Raw genomic sequence first — 22,127 nt, forward strand, 5'->3', positions numbered from 1 at the left:
CTGCGAAGTTCGGGCACCCTGGGTGCGCCGGCCCGCGATTTCAAAGTTTTCCAAGCCGATAACGAATTGAGTCACCCGGCATTCCCTCGGACGCGATGCGAATCAACCGATTTGCACCACTGCGGGGCAGAAATCACCCCAAAAACCCGACAGAACCCATTGAATCCCAAGGGAAAACCCTTGGGCTTATTGACAACTCGTCCTCGACTTAGCCCGAGATTATAGCATCGCACCCCGCTGGCACTCAAGCGACGCGTGAACTTACCGTGACATCCCGTAAATCCCCGGTTTGCGCGGCTCTCCGGCGAATTCGGAAAGTGCTTGGCTACGCACCGCCGAACCACCGGATCGATTCCGGAAAATCGCCCGGAAATCCACGCCGCACGGGGCGGGCCCCGGTAAAAGCGGGGGCGAAAACCATAGGTTGGTGCGATAATGCGCCATTGTTTACGCGATTCGTTCGATTCCCCAATGGCCATCACCATCAAGAATGCCCACGATGTCGAAATGATGCGCGTCGCCTGCCGTCTGGCAAGCGAAGTGCTCGACTTCATTACGCCGCACGTCCGTGCCGGCGTGACTACCGGTGAACTGGACCGCCTGTGCCATGAGTACATGCTCAAGGAGCAAGGCACCGTCCCCGCGCCGCTGAATTATCAGCCGCCGGGCTATCCGCCCTACCCCAAAGCCACCTGCATCTCGGTCAATGACGTGATCTGTCACGGCATCCCGGGTGACAAGGCGCTCAAGAACGGCGACGCGCTCAACATCGACATCACCGTCATCAAGGACGGCTATTTTGGCGATACGAGCCGCATGTTCATCGTCGGCGACGGCACCATTCTCGCCAAGCGGCTGGCCCAGGTGACCTACGAGTGCATGTGGCTCGGCATCAATCAGGTGCGCCCGGGTGCGCGCCTCGGCGATATCGGCCACGCCATTCAGACGCATGCAGAAGCCCAAGGCTACAGCGTAGTGCGTGAATATTGCGGCCACGGTATCGGTCAGGTGTTTCATGAAGACCCGCAGATCCTGCACTATGGCCGTCCGGGCACCGGGCTGGAATTGCAGGCCGGCATGATCTTCACGATCGAACCGATGATCAACGCCGGCAAGCGCGAAATTCGCACGATGCCCGATCAGTGGACGGTCAAGACGCGCGATCGCAGCCTGTCCGCGCAATGGGAACACACACTGCTGGTGACGGAAACCGGCCACGAAGTGCTCACGCATTCGGCCCTGACGCCGCCCCCGCCGCCGGGTTCGGCGTATCTGGCGTCGTACGCCGCCGCCGCTTGAGCTTGATGTCTAGTTGAAGTCTTAATTGTCCGGCCGCCCTCCCCCAGGCGGCCGCCCAGCCTGACCCCGTTTCACCACGCCCAGGAAGCCGCCATGCACGCGCGCGCGCACGCCCCTTCTCCGCTACGTCAGGCCGTCAAGGAACGTAAGGCCGAACTCGTCGAACGCTTTGCCACCCACGGCAAGATCGACGTGCTGTTGCACGGCCTTTGTCAGGCGGTCGATCAGGCCATGCGCGAAGCATGGGCCAGTTGCGCCATGCCCGACGATCTGGCGCTCGTCGCCGTGGGCGGCTATGGGCGCGGCGAGCTGTATCCGTACTCCGACGTCGACATTCTCGTCTTGCATCGCCACACCGAGGGCGAGGCGCTGACCTCGCACGTTGAGCCGTTCATCAGCTTTCTGTGGGATATCGGGCTGGAAATCGGCTCGTCGGTGCGCACGGTGGACGAATGCATCACGGAAGCCCATGCCGACGTGACCGTGCAGACGAGCCTGCTCGAAGCGCGCCTGCTCACCGGCAATCAGGCGCTTTTCGATGAATTCGAACAGCGCTTTTCGGCCGATCTCGACCCGCGCGCGTTTTTCCGCAGCAAGCAGTTGGAGATTCGCCAGCGTCACGCGAAGTATCAGGACACGCCCTACAGTCTCGAGCCGAACTGCAAGGAAAGCCCGGGCGGCTTGCGCGACCTGCAAGTGATTTTGTGGATGACCAAGGCTGCCGGCCTTGGCAATAGCTGGTCGGAGTTGTTCGCCCGCGACCTGCTGACCGATCGCGAACTCAAGGAATTGCGCCGCAACGAGCAGTTTCTCAAGGGGCTGCGCGCGCGCCTGCATCTGATCGCCCGCCGCCGTCAGGACGTGCTCGTCTTCGACATGCAGACCCCGCTGGCGCAGAGCCTCGGCTTCGAGGCCACCAGCACCAAGCGCGCGAGCGAGCAACTGATGCGCCGCTATTACTGGGCGGCCAAAGCGGTCTCGCAGTTGAATACCGTGCTGCTGCTCAACGTCGAGGCGCGGCTCTTCCCGCAGAGCAGTGGCATCACCCGGGTGATCAACGAGCGTTTCGTCGAGAAGCAAGGGATGATCGAAATCGTCGACGATGAGCTGTATCAGCGCCATCCGAACGCGATTCTCGAGACGTTTCTGCTCTACGAGCAGGTCATCGGGGTGAAAGGTTTATCAGCACGTACGCTGCGGGCGCTTTACAATGCGCGCGATCTGATGAATGCGCAGTGGCGTGCCGATCCGGAAAATCGCCACACGTTTCTGGCGATCCTCCAGCAACCGCAAGGCATCACGCATGCGTTGCGCCTGATGAATCAGACGAGCGTGCTGGGCCGCTATCTGATCAACTTCCGTCGCGTGGTCGGTCAGATGCAGCACGACCTGTACCACGTGTACACCGTCGACCAGCACATTCTGATGGTGGTGCGCAATATTCGTCGCTTTGCGGTGGCGGAACATGCGCACGAATATCCGTTCTGTAGCCAGTTGATCGCCAACTTCGACCGGCCGTGGGCACTGACGATTGCCGCGCTCTTTCACGATATTGCGAAGGGCCGTGGCGGCGATCACTCCACGCTGGGCATGGTCGACGCGCGACGTTTCTGCACGCGTCACGGCATCGACAAGGAAGACACCGAGTTGATCGTCTGGCTCGTGGGCGAGCATCTGACGATGAGCACGGTGGCGCAGAAGCAGGACACGACCGACCCGGAGGTCATTCGCCGCTTTGCGGAGAAGGTGGGCAATGAACGGCGCCTGACGGCACTGTATCTGCTCACGGTGGCCGATATTCGCGGCACCAGCCCGAAAGTCTGGAACGCCTGGAAGGGAAAACTGCTCGAAGACTTGTACCGTCTGACGTTGCAGGTGCTGGGCGGCGCCAACCCCGACCCGCACGCGCAGTTGAAGACCCGCAAGGAGGAAGCGCTCGGCCTGCTGCGGCTTTATACGGTGCCCGAGCGCGCCCAGGAGGCGCTCTGGAATACGCTGGACGTGGCTTATTTCCTGCGCAACGACCCGGCGGACGTGGCTTGGCAGACGCGGCACCTGTGGCGCCATGTCGATAGCAACACGCCGATCGTCAAGGCACGGCCGTCGCCGATCGGCGAAGGCTTGCAGGTGATGGTCTTCGTGCGCGATCAGGTCGATCTGTTCGCGCGCATTTGCGGCTATTTCGAGCGCAAGGGTTTGTCGATTCTCGACGCCAAGGTGCACACCACGAGTCACGGTTTCGCGCTCGACAGCTTTTTGCTGACGGACCCGGGACTCGACACGAGCTATCGCGACATCATCAGTCTGGTGGAAAGCGAACTGGTGGCATTGCTCACCCGTGTCGAGCCGCTCGCCGAGCCGAGCAAAGGCCGGTTGCCGCGCCGTTCGCGCAGTTTCCCGGTCACCCCGCGCGTCGATCTGCGACCGGACGATCGCGGTCAGTATTACCTGCTGTCGGTGTCGGCCAACGACCGCACCGGTCTGCTTTACGCGGTTGCCCGCGTGCTTGCGCGTCATGGCGTGAGCGTGCGCACCGCCCGCATTAATACCCTCGGCGAGCGTGTCGAAGACACGTTCCTGCTCGATGGCAGCCGTTTGCAGGACAGTCGTCTGCAAATCGCCGTAGAGACCGAATTACTAGAAGCACTGGAACCATGAGCGATACCCCGCGCGCCAAACTGGGCGCCAAACACCCCCGAACCCTCGACAAGACCCGCGCGCCGGTGCGCTCGTCAGGCGCTCTGCGCCGTCCGACGAAATCTGTCCCGGCGTCGATGCTCGACGGCAGCGGCGTGAAGAAGAAGCCCACCGGACCGCGGCCTTCCCGCCCGCGTCCGGCGGGTGACGATTTCACGCAAGCCACGGGGGGCGCACGACGCCCGGCCAGCCCGGCTGGCGCTGGTGCTGGTGCAGCACCGCGCAAACCTGCGGGCGCCGGCAAGCCGTTCGAGAAGCGGCCTTACGGCGAACGTCCGCCGGCGCGCGGCCAGCGCGAGCGCGTCGCGGGTGCTCGTCCGGCACGTGCCGATGACGACCGCCCGCCGCGCCGTTTCGATGAAGACCGTCCGCGCCGCGCGCCTGAAGGTGGCGCACGTGGCGAACAAGGCCGTCCGTTCAACCGTGGTGCCGATGACCGCGCACCGCGTCGCTTTGACGATAACCGTCCGCGCCGTGCGCCTGAAGGTGGTGCACGTGGCGAACAGGGCCGCCCGTTCAACCGGGGTGCCGACGACCGCGCACCGCGCCGCTTTGACGAGGACCGTCCGCGTCGCGCACCCGAAGGTGGCGCGCGAGGCGATCAGGCCCGCCCGTTCAATCGTGGCGCCGACGACCGCGCGCCCCGTCGCTTCGACGATAACCGCCCGCGTCGTGCCCCTGAGGGTGGCGCTCGCGGCGATCAGGCCCGTCCGTTCAACCGGGGTGCCGACGACCGCGCACCGCGCCGTAGCCCGGAGGGTGCACCGCCGCGTGGCCGGTTTGGCAACGACGAGCGCGGCGCACGTCCGGCCCGCACTTCGCGCCCGACGCGCGTCGAGCGCGATGACGACGACGATATCAAGGTGCACAACGACGCCGCGGGTTCGCTGCGTCTGTCCAAGCGCATGTCGGAACTCGGCCTGTGCTCGCGTCGCGAAGCCGATGAATGGATCGCCAAAGGCTGGGTCCGTGTCGACGGCAAGGTCGTGACCGAGCTCGGCACCCGGATTCTGCCCACGCAGGACATCACCGTCGTGCAGGCTGCCCGCAAGGAGCAGGCCAATCGCATGACGATCATCATCCACAAGCCGGTGGGCTATGTGTCGGGTCAGGCGGAAGACGGCTACGAGCCGGCGATCGTGCTGGTCACGCGTGAAAACCACTGGGCGGAAGACGATGCCGGCGTGCGCTTCTCGCCGACGCATCTGCGCAGTCTGGCCCCGGCCGGACGCCTCGACATCGACTCGACCGGCGTGCTGGTGCTTACGCAAGACGGCCGCGTCGCCAAGCAACTGATCGGCGAAGACTCGGACGTCGAAAAGGAATACCTCGTGCGCGTGTCGTACGACGGCCAAGAGCAGAACGTGCAGGCGCTGTTCCCCGAAAGCCGTCTGGCGTTGCTGCGCCACGGGCTCGAACTCGACGACCAGCCGCTCAAGCCGGCCCAAGTCGAGTGGCAGAACCCGGAGCAACTGCGTTTCGTGCTGAAGGAAGGCAAGAAGCGCCAGATTCGCCGCATGTGCGAACTCGTCGGCCTGCATGTGACGGGGCTCAAGCGCGTGCGCATGGGCCGCGTCACGCTCGGCAATCTGCCGGTGGGTGAATGGCGTTACCTGCGCCCCGGCGAAGAGTTCTGATCTCGCTGCACGCTAGATGACGCAAGACGTGAAAAAGCCCGCGAAAGCGGGCTTTTTTTACATCTGGCGATACGAATCAAACGTGCATCAGCACATCAATCGTCGCTCGCCGGATCGAGTCCGGGGAACAGGATTTCGGTGAAACCGAACTTGCTGAAATCGGTGATGCGCATCGGATACAGCTTGCCGATCAGGTGATCGCACTCATGCTGCACCACGCGGGCGTGAAAGCCTTCGGCAATGCGGTCGATGCTCTTGCCATACTGATCGAAGCCTTCGTAGCGCAGCATCGAATAACGGCTGACCATGCCGCGCAGGCCGGGCACCGACAAGCACCCTTCCCAGCCCTCTTCCATATCCTGCGTTAGCGGCGTGATCACCGGGTTGATCAACACGGTCTCCGGCACCTCGGGCGCATCGGGATAACGATCGTTATGCTCGAAGCCGAAGATCACCACCTGCAAGTCCACGCCGATCTGCGGCGCGGCGAGCCCCGCCCCATCGGCATGCCGCATGGTGTCGAACATATCGGCCACCAGCTCGTGCAACTCGGGCGTGTCGAAATGCTCGACCGACTTGGCGATGCGCAACAGCCGCGGATCGCCCATTTTCAGAATGTCGCGAATCATCGATTGGGTCCTCACATCAAAGCGCGGCCAACATGGTCCGCATAGCGTCCTCATCGAGCACGGGTACGCCCAGTGCCTCCGCCTTCGCCAGCTTGCTGCCGGCTTCCGCGCCGGCAACCAGATAGTCGGTCTTTGCCGATACCGAGCCTGCCACCTTCGCACCCTTCTCTTCGAGCATCGCCTTCGCCTCGTCGCGCGAGAGCGTGGGCAAGGTGCCCGTGAGCACGAACGTCTTGCCCGCCAACGGCAACGGCGCTACTGCCGCCGGTTCGGACTCCGGCCAGGTCACGCCTGCCGCGCGCAATTGTTCGATCACCTCGACATTATGCGGCTCGGCAAAAAAATTGGCGATGGACTGGGCCACAATGGGTCCGACGTCCGGCACGGCCAGCAGTTCCTCGGCCGTCGCCGCCATCACGTTATCCATCGTACCGAAATACCGCGCCAGATCCTTGGCCGTCGCCTCGCCCACGTGGCGAATGCCCAGCGCAAAGATAAAGCGGGCCAGCGTCGTGTGACGCGCCTTCTCAAGCGACGCCACCAGATTGGCCGCCGACTTGTCGGCCATCCGGTCGAGTGCCGCCAGCTTGGCCACGCCGAGCTTGAACAGATCGGCCGGCGTGCGAATGATTTGCTGGTCGACCAATTGCTCGACGAGCTTGTCGCCCAACCCTTCCACGTCAAGCGCGCGACGCTGCGCAAAATGCAGCAACGCCTGCTTGCGCTGCGCAGCGCAAATCAACCCGCCCGTGCAACGCGCGATGACTTCGTCGGGCAGCTTTTCGATGGCCGAGCCGCACACCGGACACTCGGTCGGCATGACAAACGCCCGCGCGTCGGCCGGACGGCGCTCAAGCACCGAACCCACGACTTCGGGAATCACATCGCCTGCACGGCGCACGATCACCGTGTCGCCGATCATCACGTCCTTGCGGCGGATTTCACCTTCGTTATGCAGGGTGGCATTGGTGACGGTGGCGCCGCCGACGAACACCGGCGCCAGACGCGCCACCGGCGTGATTGCGCCGGTACGCCCGACCTGCACTTCGATGTCGAGCAGCGTCGTGAGGGCTTCCTGAGCCGGGAATTTGTGCGCGAGCGCGAAGCGCGGTGCCCGCGAGACGAAGCCCAGTCGGTCTTGCTCGTCGCGGCGATTGACCTTGTACACCACGCCGTCGATGTCGTACGGCAGCGAGTCGCGCGTCTCGCCGACCGCCTTGTAGAACGCGAGCAGCCCGGCCGCGCCGCGCACCACCTCGCGCCGCTCGTTCACCGGAATGCCGAGTCCGTCGTACCAGTCGAGCAGCGCCGAGTGCGTCTCGGGCATCGGCACCCCTACGAGTTCGCCAATGCCATACGCGAAGAACGACAGCGGACGTTTCGCCGTGATCTTCGAGTCGAGCTGACGAAGGCTGCCGGCCGCGGCATTGCGCGGATTGACGAACACCTTTTCGCCGGCTGCCTCCTGCGCACGATTGAGCTTGTCGAAGTCGGCGCGGAACATCAGCACCTCACCGCGAACTTCGAGGACTTCGGGCGGATGATCGGTATCCAGACTCAGCGGAATCTTCTTGACCGTTCGGATGTTGGCCGTGACGTCTTCACCGGTCGTGCCATCCCCGCGTGTGGCTGCCTGCACGAGCACGCCGTGCTCGTAGCGCAAGGCGATCGCGAGGCCATCGAACTTCAGTTCGGCGGCGTACTCCACCGGTTCAGCGGCATCACCGAAGAGGTCGCCGGACGGTGCCGCGTTGGGGTCGCGCAAGCCATCGGACACCCGGCGGTCGAAGGCTTCGATATCTTCTTCGCTGAAACCGTTGTTCAGCGAGAGCATCGGCACACGGTGCACCACCGGCGCAAAGCCTTCTACGGCCTTGCCGCCGACGCGTTGCGTGGGCGAGTCGGCGCGCTGCAATTCGGGGAATGCGGCCTCCAGCCCGACAAGCTCGCCAAACAAGCGATCGTATTCGGCATCGGGCACGATCGGTGCATCGTCTTCGTAGTAGGCACGGTTCAGGCGTGCCAGTTCGATGCGCAGCGCAGCGGCACGCTCGGCGGCCTCGGCAGCGTCAGCGACATTCGCAACACTGGCGGCCGTAGGGGCGGTAGCGCTCGGGTCCGGAACGGGTGTTTGGGTCATGCGTGGGAACTCTGGATTCGCGGGATTCGCGGGGTCGCTAAATAAGTCAGAACATTATGCCTTCGACGCGCCCGCGTTGGCGCGCTCGGCGGTCCGACATCACAGGAAACCCGCGGCGGAATAAAAACGCCGCTCACCCGACGGTGAACGGCGTGCATCAAAGACAGTGCCGGACCGATGTTCGCAGGATGCCCGCAAACCCCGTGCCAGCCTGTCACAGCGGGCTGACCTGCCGTGTCTTCCGAATCATTTACTGGCTGAACAAGCGGCGCGTGACCGGTGAGCCCGCCGGCAAACCACGGGCTTCCAGACGCTCATAAAGCTTGAGCAACTGTTTGTCGACGTTTTGCAGTGCGGCATCCGAGAGCGGCCGGCGCTGATCGTCCACGACTCGCCCGCCGATACGCTGACCGATGGAGCGCGCGTAGTCGCACATCAGGCGGAACGGCAGCAGGTCTTCGTCGGCCACCGGCACGTCAAGCAGCATCGTGATCAGATCGCCGCCCTTGTAGGTCAGGTCGTCGCGCAGGAAGTTGGTGTCACCGAATTGCAACATGAACACCGGGTTCTGGCGCGTGTCGAGCTTCACGAAGCGCATGCCGTCGCGCGACAGCAGCAAGCCGTCTTGCGTGGCGACTGCCTGAACGTAGTTGGCCGACCACGGCGCACCGTCCGAGAGGACGTTCACCGACAGTTGCGCGTCGCACTGGGCAGCGAAGCTGTCCAGTTCACGGCCGCGCGCGACCGTCTCCATCATGTCGGGCAGTTCCGGCAGCGCATCGACAGCATCAGCCAGCGTCTGCACGAGATTCGAGAACTCGGAGAACTCGACTTCGTTGAGCGCCCCAGCGCGGTTGGCCAATTGCACGGCCATGCGCAGTTGGTGATAGCGGCCACCGCTGCGAATCGGCTCCCACGGCGAGTCTTCGTCCGCGCGGCCTTCGATGTTGACCGGCTTGCCGCCCGCACGGCGCATGCGCACCGTCAGCGGCATCAGGCGCTCGGCGGCAACCACATTGGCCAGCGGCAGTTCGACGATGCAATCGATGCGCTCGTCGATCACCGGCGGCGGACCGCTCGGCACCGCAGGGCGCGTCGCGACCGCGACTTCAGCCGGTGCAGCCGCCACTGGCGGGGCTTCGGCGGCATGGGTCGCATGGGTCGTCGGCGCCACGGCGTCCGGTGCCCCTGCGGCAGCGGCAACCGAGGCAGCCGAAGAGGCGTCTACGGTGTCGTCGGCTGCCAGTTCGGCATCCACGCGTGCCACCATACTTGCCGTAGCCGCCTGTTGCGCGTCTTCGGCTTGCGCCGCTTCGGCAGCAGCTATTTCAGCCGTGACTTCCGTCGAGCCTTCGACGCCGGCGGAGGCAGCAGCGCCGCCAAAGCTCGGCTCTACGGGCGCGCCAGCCTGCTGGGCGGCTGCTTCCTGCGCGGCACGCTTACGTGCGGCGGGCGGGGCATCCCAGGCGTCTTCGTTGATGGCAAAGGCGTCCTGCACCGACGTGCTGGCCGCCGTTGCCGGGCCCAGCGTGGGTTCGCGACGCTCGCCCGACTGCGGCATGCGCGGCGGCGAGAGCGTCGGTTCGATGAACGGACGCTCGTCATCGGGATCGGGAATGCCGGCAGTGGCATCGATCCCTGCGCCGTCGACCGGCATGCGACGTGGAATGCGCTGGCGGGCCTTGCTGCCCTGCCATGCGTTATAAGCCACAACCCCCAGTAGTACCACTACCCCTGCGGCAATCAAGCTCAGCTGCAGTTCATTCATGCGCGGCGTTCCTCTCTCTTCTCCATCGTGGGCATGGGGTCAGGCAATTTCGGCCAGATTGATCGCGGATTCCATGTCCACCGCCACAATCCGCGACACCCCTTGTTCCTGCATGGTGACGCCGATGAGCTGATTGGCCATTTCCATCGCGATCTTGTTGTGTGAAATAAAGACGAACTGCGTGCGGTCCGACATGCGCGCAACCATCTTGGCGTAACGCTCGGTGTTGGCGTCGTCCAGCGGCGCGTCCACCTCATCGAGCAAACAGAAAGGTGCCGGGTTGAGCTGGAACATGCCGAACACGAGCGCGATGGCCGTGAGGGCCTTCTCTCCACCAGACAGCAAGTGAATCGTAGAGTTCTTCTTGCCCGGCGGTTGTGCCATCACCTGCACGCCGGCGTCGAGAATTTCGTCGCCGGTCATGATGAGTTTGGCCTGACCGCCACCGAACAGCATCGGGAACAGTTCGCCGAAATGCTTGTTCACTTCGTCGAACGTGCCTTGCAGCAGTACGCGCGTCTCTTCGTCGATCTTGCGGATCGCGCCTTCCAGCGTTTCGATGGCATCGTTCAGGTCGGCCGACTGCGCATCGAGGAAGACCTTGCGCTCGCGCGCCGTCTCCAGCTCTTCCAGCGCGGCCATGTTGACCGGGCCCAGCGAGTTGATCGCATTGTTGATGCGCGTGACTTCGCCTTGCAGGTACGACGCCTTCATGTCCGGCGTGAGCTTGGCCGACAGCGCCTCTTCGTCGACCTCGGCATTCGTGAGTTGCTCCACGAACTGCTCGCGGTTCAAGCGGGCGGCCTGCTCCTTCAACTGCAATTCGGTGATGCGATCGCGCAGCGGCTGCAAGCCACGTTCAGCGGCCAGCCGCTCTTCGTCGCTCTGGCGCAGCTTGTGCGTGAGCGTGTCGAGTTCGATACGGGCGGCGCCCAGAATCTCTTCCTTCTCGGCACGCAGTTCCAGCGCGTCCTGAAGGCCGTTCTCGGTGGTCTGTTCGGTGATCTGCGCCAGTTCGGCCTGCGCTTGTTCGATCGACACCACCAGACGGTCGGCTTGTTCAAGCGAGGTCTGAATGCTGCGGCGATGCTCGTCGATCTTGCTGACGATGCCCTTCTGACCGAAAGAGGCTTCCTGTGCCAGACGCTCCAGCTCGCGGGCGCGATTGCGGGCGTCGGAAAGCTTGCTGTCGAGCGATTCGAATTCGAGCTGACCGTCTTCGAAGGTGGCCTGCAATTCGGCCAGACGTCCGTCGTTCTGTTCGAAATTGGCTTCCGACTCGGCGCGCAGCGCTCGTTGCTCTTCAATCTGCGCCGCAATTTCACGCAGCTCTTCATCGATCTGCGTGCTGCGCGCGTTGAAGCGCTCGTAGGCTTGCGTGAGCTTGAGCACGTCGAGTTGCAAGGCGTGCACGCGCTGCGTCGCGCGCTCGGCACGGCCGCGCACATCCGTCAGCGCCTGCGCCGCCTGGCTGTAGGCGGCTTCCGTACGCACCGCTGCCGACTTGGCTTCGTCGGAGAGCAGCACCTGCGCACGCAGTTGCTTGCCGAGATTCTCGATTTCCTGCTGACGGGCGAGCAGGCCCGCCTGCTCCGAGTCGGCCGCGTAGAGCTGAACGCCCACACGCGTGACCTGATGGCCTGCCTTGACGACGAACGAAGCGCCTTCGGGCAACTGCGCACGCAGGGACATCGCCTGCGTGAGATCGTCCGCCACGAAGGTTTGGCCGAGCCATTCCTGCAACACCGCACGCAGGCCCGGATCGTCGATACGGAGCAGCGAAAGCAGCGGGCGCAGCGACGCCGGGGCATCCAGCGGACGCGCAGCCGGCGGCGGCGAATAGAACGCCAGCTTGGCCGGCGGGGCATCGCTCGCAAACGCCTTGACCCAGTCGAGATTACTGATCTCAAGGGCGGCCAGCCGCTCGCGCAACACCGATTCGAGCGCGCTTTCCCAGCCCGGTTCGATGTGCAATTTCTTCCACAGACGCGGCAGTTGCGCCAGCTCGTGCTTGTCGAGCCACGGCTGCACCTTGCCTTCGGTCTGCACGCTTTCTTGCAGTTGCTTGAGCGCGACGAGGCGGGCTTCGAGCTGAGCGATCGTCGCAGCCTCGGACTGCACGCGCGCCTGCGCTTCGCTGCGCTCGGCTTCGAGACGCGGCAGACGCTCTTGCGCCTCGGCCAGTTCGGCCTGCGCGTCTTCGAGCATCGCCTGATGTTCGGCCAGATCGCCGCGCTGCATTTCGAGCTCGGCTTCGTCGGGCTTGTCGAGCCCGCGTGCCTCGCCTTGCAAACGCTCCTGACGCTGCTGCAACTGTTGCAAAGCCTGATCGGCGTTGCGCTGATGCGCCGCTTCCAGCTTCAGGCTCTGTTCTACTTGTGCGATTTCGCTGCGCTGCTCGTTGAGCAGGCTCTGCGCATCGCGCCAACCGGTTTCGAGCGCCGGCAGCGCATCGTTCTGATCCGCCGCCTGATCCTGCGCCGTCGCGGCGCGCTCTTCGGCAATGATGAGTTCTTCTTCGGCCAGCGCGAGCGCTTCTTCCGACTGCGAAGAACGGGCCTGCCACTGTTCACGCTGCGAGGTCAGTGCCGCCAGTTGCGCCTGCACGCGATTGCGCGACTCGACGACATAGCGAATCTCGGCCTCAAGCCGGCTCACCTCCGAGTTGGCTTCGTACATCGCGCCTTGCGCGGCTTGTACGGCGTCGGTGGCGGTGTAGTGCGCGGCACGCAGCGTTTCGAGATCGGATTCCGACCCGCGCAGGCGTGCCATCTGCGCTTCGAGATCGACCTGAGCCGATTCGATGGCGCGCTGCTGGCGCTCTTGCTCGCCCTGCGCTTCGTTCTTGCGCAGCAGCCACAGCAGTTGCTGCTTTTCTTCGCCGTCGCGATGCAAGTCCTTGAAACGATTGGCAACGACCGCCTGCGATTCGAGCTTTTCGAGATTGGCACCGAGTTCGCGCAGAATGTCTTCCACGCGCGTCAGATTCTCGCGAGTGTCCTGCAAGCGGTTTTCGGTCTCGCGGCGGCGTTCCTTGTACTTCGACACACCGGCGGCTTCTTCGAGGAACACGCGCAGCTCTTCGGGCTTGGCCTCGATGATGCGCGAGATCATCCCCTGCCCGATGATGGCGTAGGCGCGCGGCCCGAGGCCGGTACCGAGGAAGATGTCCTGAATGTCGCGGCGGCGTGCCGGCAGGTTGTTGATGTAGTAGCTGGAGGTGCCATCACGCGTGAGCACGCGCTTGACGGCGATTTCCGCGTACTGGCTCCACTGCCCGGCGGCGCGCCCGGCGCTGTTGTCGAACACGAGTTCGACGCTGGCGCGGCTCGCCTGTTTGCGGGCGGTCGATCCGTTGAAAATCACGTCCTGCATCGATTCGCCGCGCAGCTCGGAGGCGCGCGATTCGCCGAGCACCCAGCGCACGGCATCGATGATGTTGGATTTGCCGCACCCGTTCGGGCCGACAATCCCGACCAACTGGCCGGGAACCGCGAAGTTCGTCGGGTCGACGAAGGATTTGAAGCCAGCGAGTTTGAGGGAAGTCAGACGCACGGCAGGTTCGCTTTATCGGTCGTTGAATGATGGGAAAGACGCAGACGCGCTTAGCTGGTCCTGTCGGGCCTCGCGCACGCTGGCGTGCGCGGGCCGCTCATACTGGTAATGACATCGGTAACAGCACCGGTCACACCGGTATTACATGGGTACGCATCATACCATCGCATCCCCCGGCGTCGTGGATTTACAACGCTTGGATTCGGGCAAAATTCCGGACAGGATACCGGCCGCCACAATGCACAATCCACCGGCGATTTCGCGGGTTCCGAGCCCTTCGCTGGCCAGCCACCACGACGAGATCGCGGCGACCACGATTTCGAACAGCATGATGAGCGCTGCCTGATTGGCCGGCACCCGTGCCAGCCCGAACTGCACGATCACGTTCGAAAAGGCGATGGTGCAACCCAAGGCAACCGCCACCACCGCCGTCGCCGGGCTCGACGTTAGCGCCGAGAGCGCCGCCCCGCCCGATTGCAGCCCGCCGTCGAACGGCAGCACCAGCAGGCCGCCGACCAGACAGCCCAGATACAGGGTCCAGCTCCGCATTTCCGGCTTGACGTCGGGTAGTTCGAGGCTCACCCGGCGCAGGAGCACGTTATTCAGCGCGAAAGCGGCCCCGGCGATCATCCCGGCCCACTCACCGGGATTGTTCGGCACCGGCCAGCCCATTTCCGGCGACCACAGCATGAGCCCCGCCCCGCCGAGCGCCAGCGCGATCAGGCCCGCCCCGCGCAGCCCGACGCGCTCGCCGAGCAGCCAGTTCGCGAAGAGCGCCGTCCATACCGGGGTCAGATAGAAAAGCAGCAGCACCCGCATGACATGGCCGTGCGTGGTGCCCCAGACGAAGGCGACGTTGGTAATGCCGCCCGCAAAGGCCACGCCCGCCAGCAGCCATGACCAGCGCAGCGTGCCCAGCGAGCGCCGGTAGACCAGCGAGAGCAGCAGCAAGGCGATGGTGGCCGTGCAGGCTTGCGCCGGCACGGCGGCGACGCCCCACTGGGCGAGAACACGGTAAGGGAACCAGGCGAGACCCCACACGGAGGATCCGATGAGAATGGCCAAGGCGGGGGCCGCCCGGGCACGCAGCGTGGCGCCGGACAGGGAGTCCGGGCCTGGCGCGCCGTTGCCGGCTACGGTCATACTTGCTCCTGAAAAACCTGAGATACTCCGCAGACTTGCCCCACTGGCGCCTCGGAGTGTGCTGAATTACGCAGCGGTTCGCGCTTTGTGCGCGCCGTGACGGTATAATTTTCGCTTTACCGATCTTGCCATTCTTGGGCGCGTCCGGGAACCCCTTCGTGTGATGTGCCTTATACACGGCGCGCTACCCAACACCCGGCGCCCCATGTCAACATCCGGTATCCCGGCACGATTCCTGCACCGGAAGCGCCGCATCCTCGCGATAACGCCATAGCGCCTCGCGAGCCCTAGCCCTGAGTCTGTTTGAATTCTCGTGAACCCATTACTCGACAAGCTCCAGCCCTATCCCTTTGAACGCCTGAAAGCGCTCGTGGCCGATGTCACGCCCGCTGCCGCGTACAAGGCCATCAGCTTCGGTATCGGGGAGCCCAAGCACCCCACGCCGCAGTTCATCAAGGAAGCCCTGATCGAAGGGCTGGGCGGTCTCTCGAACTACCCGGCGACGGCCGGCGGCGAGCCGCTGCGCGCCTCAATCGCTGCATGGCTGGAGCGCCGCTACGCGCTGCCCAACGTGAACCCGGCCACCGAAGTGCTGCCTGTCACTGGCTCGCGCGAAGCGCTGTTCTCGTTCGCTCAGGCAGTGGTCGACGGCAGCAAGCCCGGCGCGCGCGTGCTGTGCCCGAACCCGTTCTATCAAATCTATGAGGGTGCGACGCTGCTCGCCGGCGCCACGCCCTATTACGCCGACAGCGATCCGGCCCGCAACTTCGCCCCCGACTACGACGCCGTGCCGGCGGACGTGTGGCGCGACGTGCAGTTGGTCTTCCTGTGCTCGCCGGGCAATCCGACCGGTGCGGTGCTCAATCTGGCCGACTGGAAGCGTCTGTTCGAACTCTCGGACGAGTACGGTTTCGTGATCGCGTCCGACGAGTGCTATTCCGAGATCTATTTCGACGAAGAACGCGCACCGTTGGGCGGTCTGGCAGCGGCCCACCAGTTGGGTCGCGGTTTCGAGCGTCTGGTGGTGTTTTCCAGTCTGTCGAAGCGCTCGAACGTGCCGGGCATGCGCTCGGGGTTCGTGGCGGGCGATGCGGCCATTCTCAAGAAATTCCTGCTGTACCGTACCTACCACGGTTGCGCCATGAGCCCGGCCGTGCAGGCCGCGAGCATTGCCGCATGGAACGACGAAGCGCACGTGCGCCTGAATCGCAGCAAGTACCTGAAGAAATTCCAGACCGTCACGCCGATGCTCGCCGAAGTGCTCGACGTGCGCCTGCCCGACGCGGGCTTCTATCTGTGGGCCAAGGTCGACGAAAAGACCGGCCTGTCGGACACGGAATTCACGCGCCAGTTGCTGGCGCAATACAATGTCGCCGTACTGCCCGGGTCGTATCTGGGCCGCGCGGCGCACGGCACCAACCCGGCTGAGAACTACGTGCGCATCGCCCTCGTGGCCGATGTGGACGAATGCACCGAAGGCGCGCAGCGCATCGTGCAGTTCTGCCAGTCGCTGAACCAATCCCGTTAATCTCTTTTAGCTTCACATTCTCGCCATGTCGCAACAACTGCAAACCATCATCGACCAAGCTTGGGAAAACCGTGCCGAGATCTCGGCCAAGTCGGCACCTACCGACGTGCGTGAGGCGGTTGCTCACGTCATCGCCGAGCTTGATAAGGGCGCCCTGCGCGTGGCCCAGAAGCAAGACGGCCAGTGGATCGTGAACCAGTGGATCAAGAAGGCCGTGCTGCTGTCGTTCCGTCTGGAAGACAACGCCGTGATGCCGGCGGGCGGTTTCAGCCAGTTCTACGACAAGGTGCCGAGCAAGTTCGCCAACTACACGGCGGAAGACTTCGCCCGTGGCGGCTTCCGCGTGGTGCCGCCGGCGGTTGCCCGCCGTGGTTCGTTCATCGGCAAGAACGTGGTGCTGATGCCGTCGTACACCAACATCGGCGCATACGTCGATGAAGGCACGATGGTCGACACGTGGGCCACCGTCGGTTCGTGCGCCCAGATCGGCAAGAACGTTCACCTCTCGGGCGGCGTCGGCATCGGCGGCGTGCTCGAGCCGCTGCAAGCCAACCCGGTCATCATCGAAGACAACTGCTTCATCGGCGCGCGCTCGGAAGTGGTCGAAGGCGTGATCGTGGAAGAAAACTCGGTGATTTCGATGGGCGTGTATCTGGGTCAGTCGACCAAGATCTATGACCGCGAAACCGGTGAAGTGCATTACGGCCGCGTGCCGGCCGGCTCGGTCGTCGTGCCGGGCAACCTGCCGTCGAAGGATGGCAAGTACAGCCTGTACTGCGCCGTCATCGTGAAGAAGGTCGACGCGCAAACGCGCGCCAAGACCGCGATCAACGATCTGCTGCGCGGCGAGTAATTTCCCGTCGCCGCCAAGGCGACATCGAACTCAGGAGTTTCAGGCGATGACGGCAGTGCTGTACGGCATTCCCAACTGCGATACCGTGAAGAAGGCGCGCACGTGGCTCGACGAGCACGGCGTGGCGTACGACTTTCACGACTTCAAGAAGGCGGGCGTGTCCGACGCACTGCTGAGCACCTGGCTCGCTCAGGTGCCGCTCACCACGTTGCTCAACCGCAAGGGCACAACGTGGCGCAAGCTCACGCCGGAGCAACAGGCCGCGGCCGCCGAAGTACCGGCGGCCCGCGTGCTGATGATCGAAAACCCGTCGCTCATCAAGCGTCCCGTGCTGGTGGCCGACGGCAAGGTTTCAGTGGGCTTCACGCCCGACAGTTACGCTTCACGATTCTGATTTCATGACATCCTCCCAAGGCGCCACGCTGGCGCTTACCGAGCAACTGATTGCCCGTCACTCGGTGACGCCCGAAGACCGCGACTGCCAGAGCATTCTGTCGCGCCGCCTTGAGGCGATCGGCTTCGCGTGCGAAACCATTGCATCGAACGGTGTGACGAACCTGTGGGCCGTCAAGCGCGGCACGCGCGGCACCGACGGCAAGCTGCTCGTGTTCGCCGGCCATACCGACGTGGTGCCGACCGGCCCGGTCGAGCAATGGCATTCGGACCCGTTTGCGCCGACGCATCGCGACGGCATGCTCTATGGGCGCGGTGCGGCCGACATGAAGACGTCGCTCGCTGCGTTCGTGGTGGCCTCGGAAGAGTTTGTCGCCCAACACCCGGATCACGCCAACGCCATCGGCTTTTTGCTGACGAGCGACGAGGAAGGCCCGGCGACTGACGGCACCGTCAAGGTCGTCGAAGCCTTGCAAGCCCGTGGCGAGCGCATGGACTACTGCGTGGTCGGCGAGCCGACGTCGAGCCAGAAGCTTGGCGACATGGTCAAGAACGGCCGTCGCGGCTCGATGTCCGGCAAGCTCATCGTCAAGGGTGTGCAGGGCCACATTGCCTATCCGCATCTCGCCAAGAACCCGACGCATCTGTTTGCGCCGGCGCTGGCCGAGTTGACCGAGACGGTATGGGACAACGGCAACGAGTACTTCCCGCCCACGACGTGGCAGATTTCGAACATCCATGCAGGCACCGGCGCCACCAATGTGATCCCGGGCGAACTGATGGTGATGTTCAACTTCCGCTTTTCGACGGCGAGCACGTCCGACGGGCTGCAAAAGCGCGTGCACGAATTGCTCGATCGTCATGGCCTCACGTACACCATCGACTGGTCGATCAGCGGCCAGCCGTTCCTCACGCCGCGCGGCGATCTGTCTGACGCGCTGGCGGGCGCAATTCACGAGGAAACGGGGCTCGACACCGAACTCTCGACCACGGGCGGCACGTCCGATGGCCGGTTCATTGCGCGCATGTGCCCGCAGGTGATCGAGTTCGGGCCGTGCAACGCCAGCATCCACAAGATCGATGAACACATTGCCGTGGCCGATATCGAGCCGCTCAAGAACATCTATCGTGGTGTGTTGACCCGTCTGATTGCCTGAATTCACCATGAGCCCCCAACAAGCTTCACACCCCGCATCGCATCCGTTCAAGACGCTGCGCGACTTGCTGCGTTACGCCGTCTCGCGCTTCACCGAGGCCGAATTGGCCTTCGGTCACGGCACCGCCACGGCTTACGACGAAGCCGCGTATCTGCTGCTGCACACGCTGCATCTGCCGATCGACACGCTGGATCCTTTCCTCGACGCGCGTCTGCTGCCGGAAGAAATCGAACGTGTGTTGTCGGTGATCAATCGCCGCGCCGGTGAGCGGGTGCCGGCGTCGTACATCACGAACGAAGCGTGGATGCATGGTCACCGCTTCTACGTCGATGAGCGCGTGATCGTCCCGCGCTCGTTCGTCGGCGAACTGCTCGAAGACGCGCTGCAACCGTGGGTCGATCATGCCGAGTTGGTGAACGACGTGCTCGAACTTTGCACCGGCTCTGGCTGCCTCGCGATTCTGGCCGCCGAGACGTTCCCGGTGGCGCAGATCGACGCGGTCGACATTTCGCCCGACGCCCTCGACGTGGCGAAGATCAACGTGGCCGATTACGCGCTCGAAGATCGTGTTTCGCTGCATCTGGGCGATCTCTACGCGCCGCTGCCCAAGGGCAAGCGTTATGACGTCATCCTCACCAATCCGCCCTACGTCAACGAAGGGACGATGCAGGTGCTGCCGGCCGAATATCTTCACGAGCCGCGTCTTGCGCTGGCCGGTGGCGATGACGGCATGGATGTCGTTCGCCGCATCATCGCGGGCGCACGCGAGCATCTGACCGACAACGGCGTGCTGGTCGTGGAAATCGGCAACGAGCGGAATTTCGTGGAAGCGGCCTTCCCCGACCTGCCGATGACCTGGCTCGCCACGAGCGCAGGTGACGACATGGTGTTCCTCGTCCAAGCCGCCGACCTGCCCTGATCGCACGCACACTGCGCACGCCGTGGCTTCGGCATAGCGGCTGACTTCGCCTCAACCGCCTTCTCCACTGACGCTGCCAACGCCGCTTACTCCCTAAGTTCACGCGTCCCGGGTACACTCAGGTTCCCGGGTCCGCGCGACTCTTGGCATGGAGGAAGGCAGTCGGTCATGACGCTCAACTGGCTCGATGTCGGCTTTGCCGTCGCCTGTCTTCATGTGCTCGGCGTGGTGGCAGCCATTCACGCCGTGCTGACGGTGCGCACCTCGCAAGGTGCGGTGGCATGGGCGGTCTCGCTCGTGACGATGCCGTATCTCACGCTCATCCCCTATCTGTTTCTCGGCCGCTCCAAGTTTGTCGGCTATGTCGAGGCACGCCGTGCGCGCAACGAAGTCCTGCAATCGCGCATGGGCGAGACCGAGCGCAGCGGCGAGCCGCCTGTCGCCGTCGAAGCCCATCCGGAATACAGTGCACTGACCTCGATCACCGGCATGTCGTTCGTCGCCGGCAACCGTGTGCGCTTGCTCGTGAACGGCCGCGCCACGTTCGACGCGATCTTTGCCGCCATCGACCGCGCGCGCGATTACGTGATCGTGCAGTTCTTCATCGTGAAAGACGACGCGCTCGGCCGGGCCCTTGCTGCGCGTTTGCTCGCGCGCGCCGCGACCGGCGTGAAGGTTTATTTCCTGTACGACCGTATCGGCAGCCACGATTTGCCGCGCAGCTATTGCGAGAAGCTGCGCAAGGGGGGCGTCGAAGTGCACGAGTTCGCGGCGGCCAAACGTGGCATCGTCGTCAACCGCTTCCAGCTCAACTTCCGCAATCACCGCAAGATCGTGGTGATCGACGGCAACGAGGCGTTCATCGGCGGCCACAACGTGGGCGTGGAATACCTCGGCGAAAAGCCGCCGTTGGCGCCGTGGCGCGATACGCATATTTCGGTGCGCGGGCCGGCGGTGGTCGGTATTCAACGGGCGTTTGCCGAAGACTGGCACTGGAGCACCGGCAACGTGCCGACGCTGAACCGGCAACCGGTCGCCTCGGGCGAGGACATGCACTGTCAGGTGGTGCCGAGCGGACCGGCCGACCGGCTGGAAACGTCGTCGCTGTTCTTCGTAACATTGATCAACGCCGCACAACATCGCGTGTGGCTGACCACGCCCTACTTCGTACCCGACGAGGCAGTGTTCTCAGCGCTGCGACTGGCGGTGCTGCGAGGTGTGGACGTGCGCATTCTGGTCCCGGACCGGGCAGACCACCGGGTGGTGTTCGAGGCGACAACGTCGTACGCATTCGAAGCCGTGCGCAGCGGCATTAAGGTGTACCGGTACCACCACGGGTTCCTGCATCAGAAGGTGGTGCTGATCGACGACAGCGCCGCTGCCGTGGGCAGCGCCAATCTCGACAACCGGTCATTCCGGCTGAACTTCGAACTCATGCTGCTGACGGTGGATCGCGGCTTTGCCGACGACGTCGCCTACATGCTCACGCACGACTTCGATCAGGCGACGCTGCTCGACAAGGACGAATTCCGCCAGATCCCGCGCTGGCGGCAAATCGTCATGCGCGTGGCGCGCTTGTTTGCGCCGATTCTGTGATGGCCTCATACCGCGTGGCGCACCACTGCGCGGGTCAGGCAGGCGGAAATTTGAACAGGACCGCATCACGCAAGGCAAACGCACAGTTGTCGTCATCGTCGTCGTTGGGCGTTGCCAGATCGGGGCCGTCATCCGACAAGCTGACTGTCGTGTAGTTGTCCATTTCGGCGGGCGGCGCGGCTGCGTCCTGCGGCTGCAATTTCTCGTTCTTGAAATAGAGTTCGAACTGCTGGTTCGCTCGCCCTTCGATCCAGAACCGGAACACATGCTTGACCCACGATGACGTTGCCACGGTGCTGAGGATATAGAACTGCCCCAGACCACCATCGGTTGGATGGATCACCAAATTGATGGTCGCTTTGCGTGTCACTCCCCGGACCGCATCGCCCTGCTTGTCGGAAGTCCGAAGCCAATACCCGACGACATACGCACCATCGGAACTCTCACGATCGATCAGTTGCCGCAGAACGACCTTGGCGCCATAAGGTACAGGCGCCAGCACAGCGATATTCTTGCCCTCCTGAGGCACGATAGCCATGTCTTCCGGGGTCCAGGACATCCATCCGGAGAAATCGCCGATGGCAAAATTCCCGTTGACGAGTAGCTCCCCGTGAGCTTGTTTTTCAGTCATGACAACCCCCTAAGTCCGGATTCGCAAACGACACTCGTATGGCGCCGACATGCCACTTGCCACGACATCGGGTACGAGCACATGGGCAGTCTGCGCGTGGCGGTGCCTCTCGACACCTGTCAAGGTTGTCAGGGGATCAACCCATACCCCGTCGCCAACAAATCCGGCAACAAATGCCGCGT

15 protein-coding genes are annotated in these 22,127 nt (G+C 63.8%); 9 read left to right on the forward strand and 6 right to left on the reverse strand.

From position 1 onward, the window contains the following. The first annotated feature begins 435 nt into the window (after positions 1–435). From map to CDV46_RS00310, 3 genes are all read left to right on the forward strand, one after another. Complete coding sequence (map, locus tag CDV46_RS00300) at positions 436–1,299, forward strand: type I methionyl aminopeptidase (protein ID WP_087689106.1); 864 nt, start codon at positions 436–438, stop codon at positions 1,297–1,299. Between the two features lie 93 nt (positions 1,300–1,392). After that, on the forward strand, positions 1,393–3,957 hold the full coding sequence (locus tag CDV46_RS00305; protein WP_087689107.1) for a [protein-PII] uridylyltransferase: 2,565 nt from the start codon (positions 1,393–1,395) through the stop codon (positions 3,955–3,957). After that, complete coding sequence (locus tag CDV46_RS00310) at positions 3,954–5,633, forward strand: pseudouridine synthase (protein ID WP_087721469.1); 1,680 nt, start codon at positions 3,954–3,956, stop codon at positions 5,631–5,633. Before CDV46_RS00305 ends, CDV46_RS00310 begins: the two co-directional genes overlap by 4 nt. Before the next feature lie 95 nt (positions 5,634–5,728). Here the strand turns inward: CDV46_RS00310 and def are convergent, their stop codons facing one another. From def to CDV46_RS00335, 5 genes are all read right to left on the reverse strand, one after another. Then, positions 5,729–6,262: a peptide deformylase gene (gene def / locus CDV46_RS00315; protein WP_058378984.1), complete on the reverse strand. Its 534-nt coding sequence runs from the start codon at positions 6,260–6,262 to the stop codon at positions 5,729–5,731. A gap of 16 nt (positions 6,263–6,278) precedes the next feature. Next, positions 6,279–8,402 (reverse strand): NAD-dependent DNA ligase LigA, encoded by a 2,124-nt coding sequence (gene ligA, locus CDV46_RS00320; protein ID WP_087721470.1) that lies wholly within the window; start codon positions 8,400–8,402, stop codon positions 6,279–6,281. A 250-nt stretch (positions 8,403–8,652) separates the two neighbouring features. Next, positions 8,653–10,170: a cell division protein ZipA C-terminal FtsZ-binding domain-containing protein gene (locus CDV46_RS00325; RefSeq protein ID WP_087721471.1), complete on the reverse strand. Its 1,518-nt coding sequence runs from the start codon at positions 10,168–10,170 to the stop codon at positions 8,653–8,655. 39 nt (positions 10,171–10,209) lie between these two features. Beyond that, positions 10,210–13,725: a chromosome segregation protein SMC gene (gene smc / locus CDV46_RS00330; RefSeq protein ID WP_087721472.1), complete on the reverse strand. Its 3,516-nt coding sequence runs from the start codon at positions 13,723–13,725 to the stop codon at positions 10,210–10,212. Positions 13,726–13,881: 156 nt separating this feature from the next. After that, the gene (locus CDV46_RS00335; protein ID WP_087688799.1) at positions 13,882–14,868 is read right to left on the reverse strand and encodes a DMT family transporter; all 987 of its coding nucleotides are present in this window, start codon (positions 14,866–14,868) and stop codon (positions 13,882–13,884) included. A gap of 313 nt (positions 14,869–15,181) precedes the next feature. On the opposite strand from CDV46_RS00335, the gene dapC reads away from it, so the two are divergent. The 6 genes from dapC (at position 15,182) to cls (ending at position 21,314) form a co-directional block, all read left to right on the forward strand. Further along, a complete protein-coding gene (gene dapC / locus CDV46_RS00340) occupies positions 15,182–16,396 on the forward strand; it encodes a succinyldiaminopimelate transaminase (protein ID WP_087688800.1) in 1,215 nt (404 codons plus the stop codon). A 25-nt stretch (positions 16,397–16,421) separates the two neighbouring features. Continuing rightward, positions 16,422–17,249, forward strand: a complete 828-nt coding sequence (dapD, locus tag CDV46_RS00345) for a 2,3,4,5-tetrahydropyridine-2,6-dicarboxylate N-succinyltransferase (RefSeq protein WP_087721473.1) — start codon at positions 16,422–16,424, stop codon at positions 17,247–17,249. Positions 17,250–17,295: 46 nt separating this feature from the next. Continuing rightward, positions 17,296–17,643 (forward strand): ArsC family reductase, encoded by a 348-nt coding sequence (locus CDV46_RS00350; RefSeq protein ID WP_087721474.1) that lies wholly within the window; start codon positions 17,296–17,298, stop codon positions 17,641–17,643. A gap of 4 nt (positions 17,644–17,647) precedes the next feature. Next, positions 17,648–18,799 (forward strand): succinyl-diaminopimelate desuccinylase, encoded by a 1,152-nt coding sequence (gene dapE, locus CDV46_RS00355; RefSeq protein WP_087688802.1) that lies wholly within the window; start codon positions 17,648–17,650, stop codon positions 18,797–18,799. 7 nt (positions 18,800–18,806) lie between these two features. Further along, the gene (gene prmB / locus CDV46_RS00360) at positions 18,807–19,718 is read left to right on the forward strand and encodes a 50S ribosomal protein L3 N(5)-glutamine methyltransferase (RefSeq protein WP_087721475.1); all 912 of its coding nucleotides are present in this window, start codon (positions 18,807–18,809) and stop codon (positions 19,716–19,718) included. A 168-nt stretch (positions 19,719–19,886) separates the two neighbouring features. After that, positions 19,887–21,314 carry a cardiolipin synthase gene (gene cls / locus CDV46_RS00365; protein ID WP_087721476.1) on the forward strand — a complete coding sequence of 476 codons (1,428 nt, stop codon included), beginning with the start codon at positions 19,887–19,889 and terminating at the stop codon, positions 21,312–21,314. Positions 21,315–21,348: 34 nt separating this feature from the next. Here the strand turns inward: cls and CDV46_RS00370 are convergent, their stop codons facing one another. After that, positions 21,349–21,945 carry a hypothetical protein gene (locus CDV46_RS00370; protein ID WP_140413259.1) on the reverse strand — a complete coding sequence of 199 codons (597 nt, stop codon included), beginning with the start codon at positions 21,943–21,945 and terminating at the stop codon, positions 21,349–21,351. Positions 21,946–22,127 lie beyond the last annotated feature (182 nt).

Source organism: Pandoraea sp. PE-S2T-3, from assembly GCF_002179965.1.
In the GTDB taxonomy this organism is placed as follows: domain Bacteria; phylum Pseudomonadota; class Gammaproteobacteria; order Burkholderiales; family Burkholderiaceae; genus Pandoraea.

Excerpts from the sequence above, each read along its gene's own strand:
- map (WP_087689106.1), top strand. The coding sequence starts at position 436 with ATGCGCCATTGTTTACGCGATTCGTTCGATTCCCCAATGGCCATCACC.
- CDV46_RS00305 (WP_087689107.1), top strand. The coding sequence starts at position 1,393 with ATGCACGCGCGCGCGCACGCCCCTTCTCCGCTACGTCAGGCCGTCAAG.
- CDV46_RS00310 (WP_087721469.1), top strand. The coding sequence starts at position 3,954 with ATGAGCGATACCCCGCGCGCCAAACTGGGCGCCAAACACCCCCGAACC.
- def (WP_058378984.1), bottom strand. The coding sequence starts at position 6,262 with ATGATTCGCGACATTCTGAAAATGGGCGATCCGCGGCTGTTGCGCATC.
- ligA (WP_087721470.1), bottom strand. The coding sequence starts at position 8,402 with ATGACCCAAACACCCGTTCCGGACCCGAGCGCTACCGCCCCTACGGCC.
- CDV46_RS00325 (WP_087721471.1), bottom strand. The coding sequence starts at position 10,170 with ATGAATGAACTGCAGCTGAGCTTGATTGCCGCAGGGGTAGTGGTACTA.
- CDV46_RS00335 (WP_087688799.1), bottom strand. The coding sequence starts at position 14,868 with ATGACCGTAGCCGGCAACGGCGCGCCAGGCCCGGACTCCCTGTCCGGC.
- dapD (WP_087721473.1), top strand. The coding sequence starts at position 16,422 with ATGTCGCAACAACTGCAAACCATCATCGACCAAGCTTGGGAAAACCGT.
- CDV46_RS00350 (WP_087721474.1), top strand. The coding sequence starts at position 17,296 with ATGACGGCAGTGCTGTACGGCATTCCCAACTGCGATACCGTGAAGAAG.
- dapE (WP_087688802.1), top strand. The coding sequence starts at position 17,648 with ATGACATCCTCCCAAGGCGCCACGCTGGCGCTTACCGAGCAACTGATT.
- prmB (WP_087721475.1), top strand. The coding sequence starts at position 18,807 with ATGAGCCCCCAACAAGCTTCACACCCCGCATCGCATCCGTTCAAGACG.
- cls (WP_087721476.1), top strand. The coding sequence starts at position 19,887 with ATGACGCTCAACTGGCTCGATGTCGGCTTTGCCGTCGCCTGTCTTCAT.
- CDV46_RS00370 (WP_140413259.1), bottom strand. The coding sequence starts at position 21,945 with ATGACTGAAAAACAAGCTCACGGGGAGCTACTCGTCAACGGGAATTTT.